The sequence below is a fragment of the Streptomyces sp. AM 2-1-1 genome (assembly GCF_029167645.1).
Lineage (GTDB): Bacteria > Actinomycetota > Actinomycetes > Streptomycetales > Streptomycetaceae > Streptomyces.
Genome location: NZ_CP119147.1, coordinates 5,494,992 through 5,512,355 on the forward strand (window position 1 = coordinate 5,494,992; position 17,364 = coordinate 5,512,355).

The window sequence follows — 17,364 nt, forward strand, 5'->3', positions numbered from 1 at the left end:
GCAACACTCGCCCGGTACTCCGGCCGCCGCTCACCCCGCCGCGAGGAACTCCGTGATCGCGGCGGCGAAACCCGGCTCGCGCACCACGGTCAGGTGGTCGCCGGGCAGCACCACCGGCCGGGCGCCCCGGATGGCGCCGGACAGCACCTCGGGACGTACGGCGAGCGGGTCGGCGTCCCCCGCCAGGACGAGGGTGGGCACCGTTATCCGGTCCAGCGGCACCGGGCCCCGGTACGCGGCGCGGATCTGGGCGGCCAGCGCGTACCGGTCGGAGCCGGTGGCGTCGGCCAACGCCCGGAAGCCCCGGGCCTGTTCGGGCACCTCGTCCAGGTCGTCGGCGATCAGCGCGGCCGACACCAGTTCGGGCGGCATCGCCCGGGTGTCCAGGCCACCCACCTCCACCACGCCCGCGCCGACGCCCCCGGTCACCAGCCGGGTGACCCGGGGATCGGCCGCCGCCGTCAGCAGCGCGACGATCGCGCCCATCGAGTATCCGGCGAGGTGGTAGGCGGGGACGTCCAGGTGGTCGGCGAGGCGCCGCACGTCCGCCGCCATCAACTCCTCGCCGTAGCGCGCCTCGTCGTGCGGCTTCTCCGAGGCGCCGTGTCCCCGGGCGTCCAGCGCGTACACCCGGCGGCCGGCCGCGAGGAGCGCCTCCACCACCCCCGGGCCCTCCCAGTTCAGCCGGGAGTGCGCGGCGAAGCCGTGCAGCAGGACGACGGGAGGCAGCGCCGGATCCGGATCGCGGGACCAGGACCAGTAGCGCAGAGTCAGCCCGTCCTCGGTGCGGAGGTCGGAACGGAGTTCGGTCGTCATGCCACGAAAGTACGTTCGGGGCGGGAGGGCGCGCCGGAATCTGTGCGCGCGCACAGGCGCGGGGCCGCCGCCCTGGGACGGCGCACCGCACCCGGCCGCCCGGACGGAAGGCGCGGACGCGTGTCTTCCGGCCCTGTTCACCCGGACGTAGCGTGCGAGTGTGACTCCCTCGACGACCGTGCACAGTCCGCTCCGGCTGTACGGCCGCAGCGGTGAACTCGCCATAGTGGAAACCTTCCTGGGCCGCCTCGCGCAGGGCGACGGCGGCGCCCTGGTGGTGACCGCGCCGCCCGGCCTCGGCCGCAGCGCGCTGCTCGACGCCGCGGTCGCCGCGCACCACGCCCGGAGCGGGGGGCCCGTGCTGCGGGCGGCGGCGGTACCCGCCGAGCGCCGTCTCGCACGCAGCGGCCTGCACGCCCTGCTCTGTTCGGCGCCGGGCCCGCTCTCCGTACCGGCGGACCGGGTGCTGCGCTCCGGCTTCACCCCGGACACGCTGCTCACCCTGCTGCGGGAAGCCGGCGCCGACCGGCCGGCGCTGGTCTGCGTGGACGACGCGCACGCCTGGGACCCCGAATCCAGGGCCGCCCTCGGCTTCGCCGCCCGCAGACTCGGGGCGGGCAGCCGGGCCGCCGTCCTGATCACCGCGGCCGACGAGACGAGCTTCGCCGGCCTGCCCGCCCTCCGCCTCGGCCCGCTCGACGACAGGGCGGCGGCCGCGCTGCTGGAGCGCCTCACCGGCAGGACGGACATCGACCCGGTGGTCCGCGGTGAACTGGTGCGGGAGGCGGCGGGCAACCCCCGGCTGCTGGCCGGGCTCGTCGGGCACCTCACCGCCGACCAGGTGGCCGGCCGCACGGTGCTGCCCTTCCCGCTGCCCGGCGGCGAGAGTGTGCTCGACGCCCACGCCGCCCAGCTCGACGGCCTCCCGGCCGGCACCCGCACCCTGCTGCTGCTCGCCGCCGCGGCCCAGGAACACGAGCCGGAGGGCACCGGTGCGGACGCGGGGCTGCTCCTGCGGGCCGGACACCGGGCCGGGCTCGGCGCCCCGCTGCTCGACCGCGCGCTCTTCGGGCCCGGCGGTATCCCCGGGATCCTCGAACGCACCGGCAGCAGGGTCCACTTCAGCCATCCGCTGCTCTCCCGGGCGGTGCTGCGGCACGCCCCGTCCGCGCACCGGCGGGCCGCCCACGAACTGCTCGCCGCGCTGCTCGGCCAGGTCCCCGCGCTTCCGCTGCCCGCGCTCGTGCAGCGCGCCTGCGCGGCCCCGGCACCGGACGCCGCCCTCGCCGACGCGCTGGAGCGGGCCGCAGCCGCCCCCCGGCCGCACGCCGAGCGCTCCGCCGCCCTCATCCGCGCCGCCCTCCTCTCCACGGACGAGGCGGAGCGGGCCGCCCGGTTCGCCGCGGCCGCCGAACACGCCCGCCTCGCGGGTGACACCGGCCGCGCCCGCGCCCTCCTCGCCCGCGTCGCCGCCGGACCGGGCACCCCGGTGCCTCCCGCGCGGACACCGGCGGGCACCGCGTCCCGGCGCGTACCGGCGGGCGGCCTCGCCCCGTTCACGCGCGGGATGCTCGCGCTGCGCGACGGACCGGCAGCCGACGCCCGCGAGGCCCTGCTCGCCGCGGCGGCCGGACTCGCCCCCCACGACCCCGGCCGTGCCGTCGCCGCCCTGCTCGCCGCGGCCGAGGCCGCCTGGGCGAGCGGTGACGCCATCGCCTACCTCGACGCCCTGGGCCGGATCCCCGACCGCCCGCACGACCCGTCGGTGGCGCCCTACCTCGCGGGCGTGCGGGCGGTCTTCGCGGGACGGACCGCGCAGGGCCACGAGCTGCTCGCCCAGTGCCTGCGCGCGGCCGAGGCCGACGAGGACACCGGCGCCCTGCTGCGGGCGACCGCCTGCGCGCTGGTGGTCGGCGAGGCCGAGAGCGCCTGCCGGGCCGGGGCCCGTGCCCTGGCCGCCGTGCGGAGCACCGGACCCGAGGTCCTTCTCGCGCACGCCCTCGAACAGCTCGCCTACGCGGAACTCCGGGCCGGCCGGCACTCCAGGGCGAGGGCGCACGCCCTGGAGGGCCTGCACGCGGCCCGCCGTACCGGGCAGTCCAACACCTCCACCCACCTGCACGCCGTCCTCGCGCTGGCGGCCTCGGTCGAAGGGCCTGCCGAGGCGTGCGCCGCCCACGCGGACACCGCGCTGGCCGGGGCGGGACCGCACGGTCTCGTCCAGGCCGCCACCCTCGCCACCTGGGCGGTCGCCCGCGCGGACCTGGCGGCGGGCCGTACGGGCGAGGCGGCCGCACGGCTCGCCCCCCTGGTGCGGCCCGGCCCGCGCCACGGCCACTTCGGCATCCGGATGCTCGCCCTGCCGTGCTACGTCGAAGCCGCCGTGCTGGCCGGCCGGAGCGTCGAATGGGCCGCCGAACTAGCCGACGGGGTACGTGAGTTCGAGATCTGGACGGCGCGTACCGTCGATCCGCACGCCCCCGCCCAACTCGCCCGCTGCCGCGCGCTGCTGGCCCCCGCCGACGAGGCCGAGGCGCGGTACACGGAGGCGCTCGCCCACCACGACGTGGCCGGCGGCGACTTCGAACGCGCCCGCACCCAACTCCTGTACGGGCAGTGGCTGCGCCGACGCCGGCGCACCCGCGAGGCGAGGGACCCGCTGCGCGACGCCCTGGTCGGCTTCGAGCGCTGCTCCGCCCGCGCCTGGGCCGAACGGGCGACCGGCGAACTCCGGGCCGCCGGCGAGGCGGTGGACCCGCCGGCCACCGACGGCGGCACGCCGGCCGGTCTCACCCCGCAGCAGCAACGCGTCGCCCGCTGCGTCGCCGAGGGCGCCACCAACCGGGAGATCGCCCGGCGTCTCTCGCTCAGCCCCCGCACCGTCGACCACCACCTGCGCAACGTCTTCGCCGTCCTCGGGGTCCGCTCCCGCACCGAACTCGCCCGTGTGATGGGGGAGTAGCGGCTGCCGCGGCGCCGCCCGACGCTCGGGTCCGCTCCGCCGGCCCGCTGACCTCGGGCGTTCCCCGAGCCGGTGCCGCTCCCGGGGCCGGATGTGTCCGGCAGGTTGCCGGACCGTGATGATAAGGACGCCGCACACCCCTAGGTACCGACTGGCCGGTATGTCATTCTGCGGGCGTCAGGATCGTTCGGTTGCGCTCGCGCCCCCACCGGGCCGAGTGCCCGGGCCGGCGCCCTCGGGTCCGGCCGAATCCCGGTGGAGGCCGCCATGCCACAGGTCGTACGCCCTCGGATCAGGGCGCTGCACACGACGCCCCCCGTCACCCCGCTGCCCCAGCGTTTCCGCTCCCTGGTCGACCGGGAAGCGGTCGGCGTACTGCACCGCGCGGCCCGGGTGCTCCTCGAAGAGCTGCCCGAACTGACCGAACGGCTCGTCGAGACGTTGTACGCGCAGGAGCCCGGTTACCGGGCGGCGATCGAGGCCGCCCGCGCCGACATCTGGCAGGAGGTCCACCACTCGCTGCGCCACAACGTCGGCTCGCTGATCCAGCCCCGCGAGTTCCGGGAGGCCGCCCACCGCACCACCCGGTGGATCGGTGAGATCAGGGCGGAGCAGCGCGTACCGCTCGACGCGGTCCTGCACGCGTTCCGGCTCGGCGGGGCGATGGTGTGGCAGGGGCTGGTCGACGAGACCGCCCGCCGCGACCCGGAGGACGTACGCCTCCTCGTCCACGTCGCCGCCGACGTGTGGAACTTCGTCGACGAGCACTGCCAGGTCCTCACCGAGGCCTACCGACAGGCGGAACGGCGGATCGACTGGCGCCGCGAGAACCAGCAACGGCTGATGACGGCGGCGCTGCTGGACGGCACCGCCCGCATCGCCGACCTGCCCGACGCCGCGACGATGCTGGGACTGGCGGAAGACGGCCGGTACGCGGTCCTCGCCGTGCGGACCGCCCACCGGGCCCCGCACGCCGCCACCTCCCCGCCCCTGGTCCTGCCGGACGGGACCACGGCGCTCTGGCACACCGGCGCCGACGCCGAACTGGCCGTCGTGGCACTGGAACCCGGTGCCTCCGCGGACCGGGCCGGCGAGAGCCGGCGGACGGCGGGGAAGCCCGGTCAGGGCGGCGGACTCGCCCTCCTGACGACGCGCATGACGGTCCCGGCCGGCGTCAGGGTCGGGGTCAGCTCCGTCGTCGAAGGGCTCGCGGCGCTCGGCGAGGCCCGGCGCCACGCCGAGACGGCCCTGCGGGCCTGCCCGGCCTCCGGCGGCCTCGTCCTGCTCGACGAGAACCTGCCGACCGCGCTGGTCGTGTCCTCGCCCGCCCTCGGGAGCGCGCTCGCCGACCGGGTGCTGGGGCCCCTCGACGGCATCGACCCCGCCGACCGCGACGTCCTCATCGAGACGCTCACCGCCTGGCTCGAAGCCGACGGATCGGCCCAGCGCGCCGGAGCCCGGCTCTACTGCCACCGCAACACCGTCCTGAACCGGCTGCGCCGGTTCGAGCAGCTCTCCGGACGCTGCCTGACCCGCCCGGCCGACGCGGTGGAGGTGTGCCTGGCCCTCGCGGCCCGGCGGCTGCTCGGCGGCTGAGCGGCCGCCCGGGAGCGGCGCCCGAGCGGCGTCGAGGACGGGCCGCATGCCCGCGGGGGCGGGGACGGGGACGGGGGCCGCGCCGGGCCGGGCCCGCCGTCCCGGGTGTGGCCGCGCACAAGGTGCGTGCCCGCCCCCTGTACCCGCGCATCCCCGAGTGCCCGTGCCCTGTACGCGGACCGGGCCCTCTGGTGCCGTACCCTCCATGTCCTCCTTTGCCGACGCGCGTTCCCTCGCAGTGGTGATCTTCCTCGGGTTCGTCGCGCTCTCCCTGCTGCTGTGCGGCCTCGCCGCCGCCGACCAGGACGACCCGGAACACTTCTACGCGGGCGGCGGCGCGGCCCTCGGCCCCGTCGGCGGAGGGCTCGCCATCGCCGGCGACTACATCTCCGCCGCCACCCTGCTCTCCACCACCGGCTCGGTGGCGCTCGCCGGCTTCGACGGGATGACCTTCGCCCTCGCGACCGTCGTCTCGCTGGTGCTCGTCATGCGGCTCTTCTCCGAACGGCTGCGGGCCGCGGGGGTGTTCACCCTCGGCGACTTCCTCGCCACCCGCCTCCGAGACCCCTCGGTCCGCAGGGCGCTGGGCATCGCCACGCTGGCCGTGCTGACCCCCCTCCTCCTCGTCCAGCTCACCACCGCGGGCAAGGTGATGGCAGCCATGTTCGGACTGCCGGAGGGGGCCGTGACCGGATGCACCGTCGCCAGCGGGGTCCTGATGGCCGGCTACTCCGCCCTCGGCGGCATGCGCGGCACCGGCTACGTCCAGATCCTCAAGGTCGGCGTGGTGGTCGCCGCCGTCACCCTGCTCGCCGGGCTCGTCCTCGCCCGGTACGGCTGGTCCCCCTTCGCCCTCTACGACGCCGCGCGCACCGGAAGCGGCGACGGCGCCCACTACGCCGTGCCCGGCGGCCAGTTCGGCCGCACCGGCACCGGGGCGCTGGACCTGATCGGCTTTCAGATCACCCTGGTCCTCGGGGCCGCCTGCATGCCGCACCTCACGATGCGCCTGCACCCGCTGCGCGACGCCCGCACCGCGCGCCGGATCCGGATCTGGGCCGTCGCCCCGGTCGCCGTCCTCTGCGCCGGGATCGTCGTGGTGGGGCTCGGCGCGTCCGCCCTGCTCGGCGCGGACGTGCTGCGCGCCGGGGACCCGGGCGGCAACACCGCCCTGCTGATGGTGACCGGCGCGCTCGACCCCGGGGCGGCGGGCCCCCGCCAGAGCCTGCTCTTCGCCCTCGTCGCCTGCGCCGCCTTCGCCACCACGCTCGCCGCCGTCGCCGGCATCACCCTCGCCGCCGCCTCCAGCGTCGCGCGGGACTTCGCGGCGCACTCGGGGGCCCAGGGCGAGGGCCGGGCGTCTGCCCGGGAGATCCGCCGGGCCCGCTGGGCCGTCGTCGCGATCGGCGCGCTCGCGGTCCTCGTCGCCGCGTACACCCACGAGCGCAACCCGCAGGTGCTGCTCTCGCTCTCCTTCGCGGCGGCCGCCTCCGTCCTGCCGCCGATCCTGCTGCACGCCCTCTTCAGGCCCGGTTTCACCGCACGGGGGGTGCGCTGGACGGTCTACGGGACGCTGCCGCTGATCGTCCTGCTGATGGCCTTCTCACCGGCGGTCTCCGGGACCCCGATCGCCCTCTTCCCCGACCACAACTTCCACTGGTTCCCGCTGCAGACCCCGGGGCTCGTCACCGTCCCGGCGGGGTTCCTGCTGGCCTCGCTCGGCTCCCGCCGCCCCGCCCGCACGCGCGGGCCGGAGGGGAAGGAAGCCGCCCCGGCCGCTCCCGCCACCGGCTGGCCGCGCCACGCCCGTCCGGACCCGCGGAGCCACGACACGACGGCCCCGCGGAGCCACGACACGACGGCCCCGCGGAGCCACGACACGACGGCCCCGCGGAGCCACGACACGACGACCCCGGCCTGAGACCACCCGTCGGGGCCGCCCCCGCGCGCCGCCGTTCGCGGGCCGCCGGGGGCGGCCGCCTCACATCCCCAGCTGCGTCAGCCGGAGCCGCTCCACCGCTTCCTCCCCGCCCTCCAGGCCCACCGTCGTCGCCGACTGCCGGCCGAACGCGAAGAGCAGCAACTCGCCCGGCTCCCCGGTCACCGTCACCACCGGCGTGCCCTTGCGCGCCACCGCCGTCCGACCGTCCGGGCGGCGCAGCACCAGTCCCACCGGGGAGCGGTGCCCCAGCATCCGGGCCGTCCGCTCCAACCGCGACCACAGGACGTCCGCGAAGACCGGGTCCAGCTCCCGCCGCGACCAGTCGGGCTGCGCCCGGCGCACGTCCTCGGCGTGGACGTAGAACTCCACGGTGTTGGCCACCTCGTCCACCTGCTTCAGCCCGAACGGGGAGAGACGCGGCGGCCCCGTCCTGATGAGCTGGATCAACTCCTCGTACGGCTTGGCCGCGTACTCCTGCCGCACCCGCTCCAGCCGGTTCTTCAGCGGGCTCAGCACCAGTCCGGCCGCCGCGTCGGCCCGGCGCTCCCGCACCACCAGGTGGGCGGCGAGGTCCCGGGTCAGCCAGCCGTCGCACAGGGTCGGAGCCTCGGGGCCCGCCGCCTCCAACAGGTCGGCGAGCAGAAGACGTTCACGCTTCGCATGGGTCGACATGCCGGCCAGCCTACGACTGCGGCACGCGGTCCGCCCAGTGGACCGGGCGCCGTCCGGCCCCCGCGGTCGCGGCACAATGGGGCCCATGAGCAGCACGCCCCCGTCCGGCACGCCCGGTACCCCGCCCGCAGGCACCCTCGATCCGGCCGTGGCCGCGCGCCTCAAGCGCGGCGCGGACGGACTCGTCCCCGCCATCGCCCAGCAGTACGACACGGGCGAGGTGCTCATGCTCGGCTGGATGGACGACGAGGCCCTGCACCGCACCCTCACCACCGGCCGCTGCACGTACTGGTCCCGCAGCCGCCAGGAGTACTGGGTCAAGGGGGACACCTCCGGTCACACCCAGCGCGTCGTCTCCGTCGCCCTCGACTGCGACGCCGACACCGTCCTCGTCAAGGTCGACCAGACGGGCGCGGCCTGCCACACCGGCGCCCGCACCTGCTTCGACCGCGACGTCCTGCTCACCACCGACACCCCGTGAGGCCTGCCGCCATGGATCTCGACACCTTCCGCAAGCTGGCCGTGGACCGGCGCGTCATCCCCGTCGTCCGGCGGCTCCTCGCGGACGGCGACACCCCGGTCGGCCTCTACCGCAAGCTCGCCGCCGAACGCCCCGGCACCTTCCTGCTGGAATCCGCGGAGAACGGCCGCACCTGGTCGCGGTACTCCTTCATCGGCGTCCGCAGCGACGCCACCCTGACCGCGCGCGACGGCCGGGCACACTGGATCGGCACCCCGCCCGTCGGCGTCCCGCTGGACGGCGACCCGCTCCAGGCGCTCCGTGCGACCACCGAGGCGCTGCACACCCCCCGCGACCTGGCGGACACCGAAGGGCTGCCGCCCTTCACCGGCGGCATGGTCGGCTACCTCGGCTACGACATCGTGCGCCGCCTGGAACGCATCGGCGACCACGGCGGCGACGACCTCCGGCTCCCCGAGCTCACCATGATGCTCACCTCCGACCTCGCCGTGCTCGACCACTGGGACGGCACCGTCCTGCTGATCGCCAACGCGATCAACCACAACGACCTGGAGAGCGGCGTCGACGAGGCGTACACCGACGCCGTCACCCGGCTCGACGCCATGGAGCGGGACCTGCGCCGCCCCGTCGAGAACGCCCCGGCCGTCCTGCCCCCCTCCGCACTGCCCCCCTACACCGCCCTCTGGGGCGGGCCGGCCTACCAGGAGGCCGTCGAGGACATCAAGGAGCGCATCCGGGCCGGGGAAGCCTTCCAGGTCGTGCCCTCCCAGCGCTTCGAGACCCCGTGCACCGCGAGCGCGCTCGACGTCTACCGGGTGCTGCGGGCCACCAACCCCTCCCCGTACATGTACCTCTTCCGCTTCGACGGGTTCGACGTCGTGGGCTCCAGCCCCGAGGCCCTCGTCAAGGTCGAGGACGGCCGCGCCATGGTCCACCCCATCGCCGGCACCCGGCACCGGGGCGCCACCCCGCAGGAGGACCAGGCGCTCGCCGAGGAACTCCTCGCCGACCCCAAGGAGCGCGCCGAGCACCTCATGCTCGTCGACCTCGGCCGCAACGACCTCGGACGCGTCTGCGAACCCGGCAGCGTGGAGGTGGTCGACTTCATGTCCGTGGAGAAGTACTCCCACGTCATGCACATCGTCTCGACCGTCACCGGCCGCGTCGCCGAGGGCCGCACCGCCTTCGACGTCCTCACCGCCTGCTTCCCCGCCGGCACCCTCTCCGGAGCGCCCAAACCGCGCGCCATGCAGATCATCGAGGAGCTCGAACCCAACCGCCGCGGCCTGTACGGGGGCTGCGTCGGCTACCTCGACTTCGCCGGCGACTCCGACACCGCCATCGCGATCCGCACCGCGCTGCTCCGCGACGGCACCGCCTACGTCCAGGCCGGCGCCGGCGTGGTCGCCGACTCCGACCCGGTGGCCGAGGACGACGAGTGCCGCAACAAGGCCGCCGCCGTGCTCCGCGCCGTCCATACGGCCAACCGGCTCCGCGACCACTGAGGCGGTAGGGGATAGTGGAAGGCGTGAGTGCCGTCCCCGTACCCCAGCCCCGTGCCCGTACCACCGCGTCGGACGCCCCGGCGAGCCGCCGGAGCCTGGCCCTCGGGCTGCTCCTCGGCGCGCTCGGGGCCGCCGTCGTCCTGCTGGCCTCCGGGCAGACCTGGGCCCGGGGCGACGCCGCCGTGGCAGGCGGCAGCATCCCGCTGACCGCTGACGGACAGGACGTCACCGGTGTCCCCGCCGCCCTGGCGATCGTCGGCCTCGCCGCGCTCGTCGCCGTGTTCGCCGTCCGCGGGGCCGGCCGTCTCGTCGTCGCCGGACTGCTGGCGGTCAGCGGCCTCGGCGCCGGCATCAGCGCCTGGGCGGGCACCTCGGACGGCGCCGCCCTGGACGAGAAGGCGGCCGCGGCCACCGGTGACTCCGCCGCCACCGTCGCCGCGCTCAGCCACACCGCGTGGCCCTTCGTCACCGCCGCCGGCGGCCTGTTCATCCTGATCGCCGGGGTGCTCGCGCTGCGCTTCGGCAGCCGCTGGCCGACCATGTCCGGCCGGTACGAGCGCGACGGCACCCCCCGCCCCCGCAAGGCCCCCCGCACCCCCCGGGACCCCGACCGGCCCGAGGAGCTGTGGAAGGCCCTGGACCGGGGCGAGGACCCGACGGGGTAGCGGGCCTCCCGCCGGACCCGACCGGGGCCCCGGACACGGCCCGAGGCCCCGGGCACGACCGGGACCACCGACCCCCGGCGCACCCGCCGCCCCGCGTACGGGACAATGGGAGTGGTTCCCACCCACCGCGAGACCCGCGGTACACACCGCACGGACCGCGCAACACCAACGAGGAGCAACTCATGGCGGGCAGCAGCCACGGACACACCCCGGCCGCCTGGACCGGTGTCATCATCGCCTTCATCGGCTTCTGTGTCGCAGGCGTCTTCATGGTCGCGGCCAACCCGGCCGGATTCTGGGCCGGCATGGGCGTGATCCTCGTGGGCGCCCTCGTGGGCCTGGCGATGAAGATGGCCGGACTCGGCACCCCGAAGGAGTCGCCGGAGTACGCCGCCGCCCGCGCCCGCGCCGGTGAGGCCCAGGTCAGCCACTGACGTACGGGTACGCCCGCCGAGCGGGGCCCTGCCCGCACGGGCGCCCGGCCCGCCCCCGGTGAGGTGCGACACGCGAGGCGCAGCCCACCCCGGGCTGCGCCTCTCCGCGTTCCCGGGGCACAATCGGCGCGTGGACGCCTCGCCCCTCCCCGCCGCGCCCCCGCCGCGGGACGCCGCACGCCCCGCCGGGCACGCCCCCGGTAGTCCGTACCCCCACGCCCACCCGCCCCGGCGCCCGGCCGCGGGCCCGCGACGCTTCGCCGCGCCGGCCGCCACCCTGGCCGCCGTCGCCGGGGCCTTCGGCTACGTCGCCACGGTCGACCCCAACGAACCGGGCCACTACCCGGTCTGCCCGCTCTTCCGCCTCACCGGCCTGCTCTGCCCCGGCTGCGGAGGGCTGCGCAGCGCCCACGCCTTCGCCCACGGCGACCTCCTCACCGCCCTCGGCAGCAACGCCGTCGCCACCGCCGGCTACCTCCTCTTCGCCGCCTTCTGGGCGCTCTGGCTCGTACGGACCGCCCGTCGCCGGCCCCTGCGCGTGGGCGTCCCGCCCCGGTGGTGGTGGGGGATCGGCGCCCTCATGGTGGTCTTCAGCGTCGTCCGCAACCTCCCCGCGGGCAGTGCCCTGGCACCCTGAGCGACCACCTGCTGGGACCCGTGGTGGCCGGATGCGAGCCCTCCGGCCTCCTGCGGATACCATCGAGACGGCTGATCCTGTTCCATTCGTTCGTTCCGGAAGGGGGCCGCTCGCGTGAGTGTGCTCGACGAGATCATTGACGGCGTCCGTGCCGACCTCGCGGAGCGGCAGGCGCGCGTCAGCCTCGACGAGCTCAAGGAACGCGCCGCGCGCGCTCCCCGGGCCAAGGACGGAGTCGCCGCGCTGCGCGGCGAGGGCGTGACCGTCATCTGCGAGGTCAAGCGCTCCAGCCCGTCCAAGGGCGCCCTGGCCGCCATCGCCGACCCCGCCGCGCTCGCCGCGGACTACGAGGCCGGCGGCGCCTCCGTCATCTCGGTCCTCACCGAGCAGCGCCGCTTCGGCGGCTCGCTCGCGGACCTGGAAGCGGTCCGCGCCAAGGTCGACATCCCGGTCCTGCGCAAGGACTTCATCGTCACCTCCTACCAGCTGTGGGAGGCCCGCGCCTACGGCGCCGACCTCGCCCTGCTGATCGTCGCCGCCCTCGACCAGGAGGCCCTCGTCTCCCTGATCGAGCGCGCCGAGTCCATCGGCCTCACCCCGCTCGTCGAGGCCCACGACGAGGAGGAGGCCGAGCGCGCGGTCGCCGCCGGGGCCCGGATCATCGGCGTCAACGCCCGCAACCTCAAGGACCTCAAGGTCGACCGCTCCACCTTCGAGCGGGTGGCCCCCGAGATCCCCGACCACATCGTCAAGGTCGCCGAGTCCGGTGTCCGGGGCCCGCACGACCTGATCGCGTACGCCAACGCCGGCGCGGACGCCGTGCTCGTCGGCGAGTCGCTGGTCACCGGTCGCGACCCGCGCGCCGCCGTGGCCGACCTGGTTGCCGCCGGCACCCACCCCGCGCTCCGCCACGGACGGGGCTGACCCCACCGTGACCGGCCGCCCCCCGCGCTCCGCACCGCCGTCCCCGCCGGGCTTCCGCCCCGCCGGGCCGCCGGTGCGTGAGCCGCGCGCGCCCCTGGCGCACGGCGGCGGCCGGCCCGCGCTCCCCCCGCTCGGCCACCCGCAGCCCCGGCGCTGCGCCCCGCCGTTCTGGCACCGGGGGTGCCGGGCCCCCGCCCGCCGGGTGCTCGGCCGCCGGGTCCGTTACGTCATCGGCGACGAGCCCGGACAGGTCAACGGCATGCGATGGCGCACGGCCTGAGCGCCCCGGCGAGCCGGGCCGTCCGCGTACCGCGCCGCACCCACCCGTGACCGGGTCCGTGCCGCGCCGGCGCACGGCCGTGCCGCCCGACCGATACCGGTCGCGGCGGCGTTCCGCCCGCCCCGGCGCTCTCCCGTGCACCCACCCGTAGCCATCTTCAGGAGCACGTCGGATGTCCTCTGACTTCTTCGTCCCGGACCCCGAGGGTCTGATCCCCAGCGCCGAAGGCTACTTCGGCGCCTACGGCGGCAAGTTCATCCCGGAGGCGCTCGTCGCCGCCGTGGACGAGGTCGCCGTCGAGTACGACAAGGCCAAGTCCGACCCGGCCTTCGCCGCCGAGCTCGACGCGCTCATGGTCCACTACACGGGCCGGCCCAGCGCCCTGACCGAGGTCTCCCGCTTCGCCGGACACGCGGGCGGCGCCCGCGTCTTCCTCAAGCGCGAGGACCTCAACCACACCGGCTCGCACAAGATCAACAACGTGCTGGGCCAGGCGCTCCTCACCAAGCGCATGGGCAAGACCCGGGTCATCGCCGAGACCGGCGCCGGCCAGCACGGCGTCGCCACCGCCACCGCCTGCGCGCTCTTCGGCCTGGAGTGCACCATCTACATGGGCGAGATCGACACCGAGCGCCAGGCGCTCAACGTCGCCCGGATGCGGATGCTCGGCGCCGAGGTCGTCGCCGTGAAGTCCGGCTCCCGCACCCTCAAGGACGCCATCAACGAGGCGTTCCGCGACTGGGTCGCCAACGTGGACCGCACCCACTACCTCTTCGGCACGGTCGCCGGCCCGCACCCCTTCCCCGCCATGGTCCGCGACTTCCACCGGGTCATCGGGGTGGAGGCCCGCCGCCAGATCCTGGAGCGGACCGGCCGGCTGCCGGACGCCGCCATCGCCTGCGTCGGCGGCGGCTCCAACGCCATCGGCCTCTTCCACGCCTTCATCCCCGACGCCTCCGTCCGCCTCATCGGCTGCGAGCCCGCCGGGCACGGCGTCGGGACCGGCGAGCACGCGGCGACCCTCACCGCCGGCGAACCCGGCATCCTGCACGGTTCGCGCAGCTACGTCCTCCAGGACGACGAGGGCCAGATCACCGAGCCCTACTCCATCTCGGCGGGCCTGGACTACCCGGGCATCGGCCCGGAGCACTCGTACCTCAAGGACGTCGGGCGCGGCGAGTACCGGGCGGTGACCGACGCCGAGGCGATGTCGGCCCTGCGGCTGCTCTCGCGCACCGAGGGCATCATCCCGGCCATCGAGAGCGCGCACGCGCTGGCCGGTGCCCTGGAGGTCGGCAAGGAACTGGGCGAGGAAGGGCTGATCCTCATCAACCTCTCCGGACGCGGTGACAAGGACATGGACACGGCAGCCCGTTACTTCGGGCTGTACGAGACCGACGCTGCGGTCGAGGCCGACGCGGCGGGCCACGGCGCGGAGATCGAGGGGGACGTCAAGTGAGCGGCACCATCGGACTGCTGGAATCCACCCTCGCGGCCGCGAAGGCCGAGAAGCGCGCCGCCCTCATCGCCTACCTCCCGGCGGGGTTCCCGACCGTGGACGGCGGCATCGAGGCGATCAAGGCCGTGGTGGCCGGCGGCGCGGACGTCGTCGAGGTCGGCCTCCCGCACAGCGACCCGGTGCTCGACGGTCCGGTCATCCAGACCGCCGACGACATCGCGCTGCGCGGCGGCGTGCGCATCGCCGACGTGATGCGCACGGTCCGCGAGGCGTACGAGGCGACCGGCGCCCCGATCCTCGTGATGACCTACTGGAACCCCATCGACCGGTACGGCATCGAGCGGTTCACCGCCGAGCTGGCCGCCGCGGGCGGCGCCGGCTGCATCCTGCCCGACCTGCCCGTCCAGGAGTCGGCGGTGTGGCGCGAGCACGCGGAGAAGCACGGTCTCGCCACCGTCTTCGTCGTCGCCCCCAGCAGCCGCGACGAGCGCCTCGCCACCATCACGGCGGCGGGCTCCGGCTTCGTCTACGCCGCCTCCCTCATGGGGGTCACCGGCACCCGGGAGTCGGTCGGCGACCAGGCCCAGGGGCTGGTGGCCCGTACCCGCGCCACCACCTCCCTGCCGGTCTGCGTCGGTCTCGGCGTCTCCAACGCGGCGCAGGCGGCCGAGGTCGCCGGCTTCGCCGACGGGGTCATCGTCGGTACGGCCTTCGTCAAGGCGATCCTGGACGCGCCCGACGCCGCCGCCGGGACGGCGGCGGTGAAGGCGCTCGCGAGCGAACTCGCCGAGGGTGTTCGAAAGCGCTGACGCTTCACGTCACCCGTACGGGTGGAGTGGGACCGGGGAGGCACGCTCGTGCCTCCCCGGTTCGTTGCTGCGGGTGTGAGCGAGAACCATGAAGGAAGAAGGGCCGCGCGTGAACGGCTCGTCCAGCAGCGTGAGCAGGAGAAGGCGCGGGAGCGCCGCCGCCGCACCCTGATCGTGGCCGGTGCCGTGGTCGGCGTGCTGGCGCTGGCCGCCGTGATCGGCCTGATCGCGGCCAATGCCGGGGACGACGACAGTGGCGCCGCCCCCGTCGTCGCCCCGTCCGGCGCCACCGGCAAGGACGACCTGGCCATCCCGGTGGGAGCGAGCGACGCCCCGTCCACGCTGACGATCTGGGAGGACTTCCGCTGCCCGGTCTGCGCCCAGTTCGAGAACGCGTTCCGCTCCACCATCGAGGAGCTCACCGCGAGCGGACAGCTCCGGGTCGAGTACCACCTGGCCACCATCATCGACGGCAACATGGGCGGCACGGGCTCGGTGCGCGCGGCGAACGCCGCCGCCTGCGCCCAGGATGCGGGCAAGTTCGTGGCCTACCACGACGTCCTCTACAGCAACCAGCCCGCCGAGACCGACGACGCCTTCGGCAAGGACAGCACCCTGATCGACCTCTCCAAGAAGGTCGACGGACTCGACACCCCCACCTTCCGCGGCTGCGTGGAGGACGGCAAGCACAACGGCTGGGTCGCCAAGTCGAACGCCGCGTTCAGCGCGGGCGGCTTCCAGGGCACTCCGACCGCGCTGCTCAACGGCGAATCCGTCTTCCCGAAGAAGGGCGACGAGCAGATCTCGGTCGCCAACCTCAAGAAATGGGTCGAAGAGGCCAACAAGGGCAAGCGGCCCGGCACCCTCACCCCCACCCCGCCGGCCTCCTGATCACGGTGCCGCCGCGGACGGTGGAAACCCGCCCTGTTACCCAGACGTTGCCGGGTGACGTGCCGTCCGTGCGGCCCGGCAGGGTAGCGTCGGTTCCGTCATGAACCTTGCCTTCATCCCCAGCCCGTCGACCGGCGTGATCGATCTCGGACCGATCCCGCTCCGCGGCTACGCGTTCTGCATCATCATCGGTGTCTTCGTCGCCGTCTGGTTCGGCAACAAGCGCTGGATCGCCCGGGGCGGCACCGCCGGCACCGTGGCCGACATCGCCGTCTGGGCGGTGCCCTTCGGCCTGGTGGGCGGCCGTCTCTACCACGTCATCACCGACTACCAGCTGTACTTCGGTGACGGTGAGGACTGGGTCGACGCCTTCAAGGTGTGGGAAGGCGGCCTCGGCATCTGGGGCGCCATCTCCCTCGGCGCGGTCGGCGCCTGGATCGGCTGCCGTCGCCGGGGCATCCCACTGCCCGCCTGGGCCGACGCCCTCGCCCCCGGCATCGCCTTCGCCCAGGCCATCGGGCGGTGGGGCAACTGGTTCAACCAGGAGCTCTACGGCCGCCCGACCGAGCTGCCGTGGGGCCTGAAGATCAGCGAGGCCCCCAACCGGGCCGCGGGCGTCTACCACCCGACGTTCCTCTACGAATCGCTCTGGTGCGTCGGCGTCGCCCTGCTGGTCATCTGGGCGGACCGCCGCTTCCGGCTCGGGCACGGACGGGCCTTCGCCCTGTACGTCGCCGCGTACTGCACCGGCCGCGCCTGGATCGAGTACATGCGGGTCGACGAGGCCCACCACGTGCTCGGCCTGCGGCTGAACGTGTGGACCGCGATCATCGTCTTCGTGCTGGCCGTCACGTACATCGTGATCTCGTCCCGGCTGCGCCCCGGCCGCGAGGAGATCGTGGAGCCCCGCGCCGGCGACGGGACCGGGGACGCCCCGGACACGACGGCGGACGCGCGTGACGGCAGCGGCACCACGGACGCCGACTCGACCGAGGCCGACCTGACGAAGGCCGACAGGGCCGATGCGGCGAAGGCCGGCGGTGGCACCGACACGGTGACCGGCCCGACGGCAGAGACCGTGGCCGTCGCGGACGGGCCGGAGAGCGACGGCGCCGCCCGCACCGGCTGAACCACCCCCGTACGAGGAAGGCCGCCGCACCCCGGACCGGGGTGCGGCGGCCTTCCTCGTACGGGGGGCGCGCGGGCGGCGCCGAACGGTCAACCGACGGACGCCCCGGCCCCGGCCTGAGCCCCGACCCCCGTACCCGCACCTGCCCCGGCGCCCGTGCTC

At 75.3% G+C, this 17,364-nt stretch carries 16 protein-coding genes; 14 read left to right on the plus strand and 2 right to left on the minus strand.

The annotated features are described in order from the left end of the window. Window positions 1-30: 30 nt before the first annotated feature. Entirely contained in the window at window positions 31-816 is a 786-nt protein-coding gene (locus PZB77_RS24020; RefSeq protein ID WP_275494694.1) for an alpha/beta fold hydrolase, read from the minus strand. A 178-nt stretch (window positions 817-994) separates the two neighbouring features. Between PZB77_RS24020 and PZB77_RS24025 the strand changes: the two genes are divergently transcribed. From PZB77_RS24025 to PZB77_RS24035, 3 genes are all read left to right on the plus strand, one after another. Continuing rightward, window positions 995-3,778 (plus strand): LuxR family transcriptional regulator, encoded by a 2,784-nt coding sequence (locus PZB77_RS24025; RefSeq protein WP_275496196.1) that lies wholly within the window; start codon window positions 995-997, stop codon window positions 3,776-3,778. Window positions 3,779-4,045: 267 nt separating this feature from the next. Further along, window positions 4,046-5,374 carry a PucR family transcriptional regulator gene (locus PZB77_RS24030; protein ID WP_275494695.1) on the plus strand — a complete coding sequence of 443 codons (1,329 nt, stop codon included), beginning with the start codon at window positions 4,046-4,048 and terminating at the stop codon, window positions 5,372-5,374. A 205-nt stretch (window positions 5,375-5,579) separates the two neighbouring features. Continuing rightward, entirely contained in the window at window positions 5,580-7,295 is a 1,716-nt protein-coding gene (locus PZB77_RS24035) for a cation acetate symporter (protein ID WP_275494696.1), read from the plus strand. A gap of 60 nt (window positions 7,296-7,355) precedes the next feature. Here PZB77_RS24035 and PZB77_RS24040 read toward each other — a convergent pair whose 3' ends face one another. Continuing rightward, window positions 7,356-7,988 (minus strand): TIGR03085 family metal-binding protein, encoded by a 633-nt coding sequence (locus PZB77_RS24040; RefSeq protein ID WP_275494697.1) that lies wholly within the window; start codon window positions 7,986-7,988, stop codon window positions 7,356-7,358. A gap of 85 nt (window positions 7,989-8,073) precedes the next feature. Between PZB77_RS24040 and hisI the strand changes: the two genes are divergently transcribed. From hisI to lgt, 11 genes are all read left to right on the plus strand, one after another. Further along, on the plus strand, window positions 8,074-8,469 hold the full coding sequence (gene hisI / locus PZB77_RS24045; protein ID WP_275494698.1) for a phosphoribosyl-AMP cyclohydrolase: 396 nt from the start codon (window positions 8,074-8,076) through the stop codon (window positions 8,467-8,469). A gap of 11 nt (window positions 8,470-8,480) precedes the next feature. Continuing rightward, on the plus strand, window positions 8,481-9,974 hold the full coding sequence (locus PZB77_RS24050) for an anthranilate synthase component I (RefSeq protein ID WP_275494699.1): 1,494 nt from the start codon (window positions 8,481-8,483) through the stop codon (window positions 9,972-9,974). A 14-nt stretch (window positions 9,975-9,988) separates the two neighbouring features. After that, on the plus strand, window positions 9,989-10,639 hold the full coding sequence (locus PZB77_RS24055) for a TIGR02234 family membrane protein (RefSeq protein ID WP_275494700.1): 651 nt from the start codon (window positions 9,989-9,991) through the stop codon (window positions 10,637-10,639). A gap of 182 nt (window positions 10,640-10,821) precedes the next feature. Then, complete coding sequence (locus PZB77_RS24060) at window positions 10,822-11,073, plus strand: HGxxPAAW family protein (protein ID WP_275494701.1); 252 nt, start codon at window positions 10,822-10,824, stop codon at window positions 11,071-11,073. Between the two features lie 130 nt (window positions 11,074-11,203). Further along, complete coding sequence (locus PZB77_RS24065; RefSeq protein ID WP_275494702.1) at window positions 11,204-11,710, plus strand: DUF2752 domain-containing protein; 507 nt, start codon at window positions 11,204-11,206, stop codon at window positions 11,708-11,710. A 114-nt stretch (window positions 11,711-11,824) separates the two neighbouring features. After that, on the plus strand, window positions 11,825-12,634 hold the full coding sequence (gene trpC, locus PZB77_RS24070; RefSeq protein ID WP_275494703.1) for an indole-3-glycerol phosphate synthase TrpC: 810 nt from the start codon (window positions 11,825-11,827) through the stop codon (window positions 12,632-12,634). Window positions 12,635-12,641: 7 nt separating this feature from the next. Further along, complete coding sequence (locus tag PZB77_RS24075; RefSeq protein WP_275494704.1) at window positions 12,642-12,914, plus strand: tryptophan synthase subunit(beta); 273 nt, start codon at window positions 12,642-12,644, stop codon at window positions 12,912-12,914. 172 nt (window positions 12,915-13,086) lie between these two features. Continuing rightward, the gene (gene trpB, locus PZB77_RS24080) at window positions 13,087-14,373 is read left to right on the plus strand and encodes a tryptophan synthase subunit beta (RefSeq protein WP_275494705.1); all 1,287 of its coding nucleotides are present in this window, start codon (window positions 13,087-13,089) and stop codon (window positions 14,371-14,373) included. Further along, a complete protein-coding gene (gene trpA / locus PZB77_RS24085) occupies window positions 14,370-15,182 on the plus strand; it encodes a tryptophan synthase subunit alpha (protein WP_275494706.1) in 813 nt (270 codons plus the stop codon). Before trpB ends, trpA begins: the two co-directional genes overlap by 4 nt. A gap of 75 nt (window positions 15,183-15,257) precedes the next feature. After that, window positions 15,258-16,073: a thioredoxin domain-containing protein gene (locus PZB77_RS24090; RefSeq protein ID WP_275494707.1), complete on the plus strand. Its 816-nt coding sequence runs from the start codon at window positions 15,258-15,260 to the stop codon at window positions 16,071-16,073. A gap of 100 nt (window positions 16,074-16,173) precedes the next feature. Continuing rightward, complete coding sequence (lgt, locus tag PZB77_RS24095) at window positions 16,174-17,202, plus strand: prolipoprotein diacylglyceryl transferase (protein ID WP_275494708.1); 1,029 nt, start codon at window positions 16,174-16,176, stop codon at window positions 17,200-17,202. Window positions 17,203-17,364: the final 162 nt, after the last annotated feature.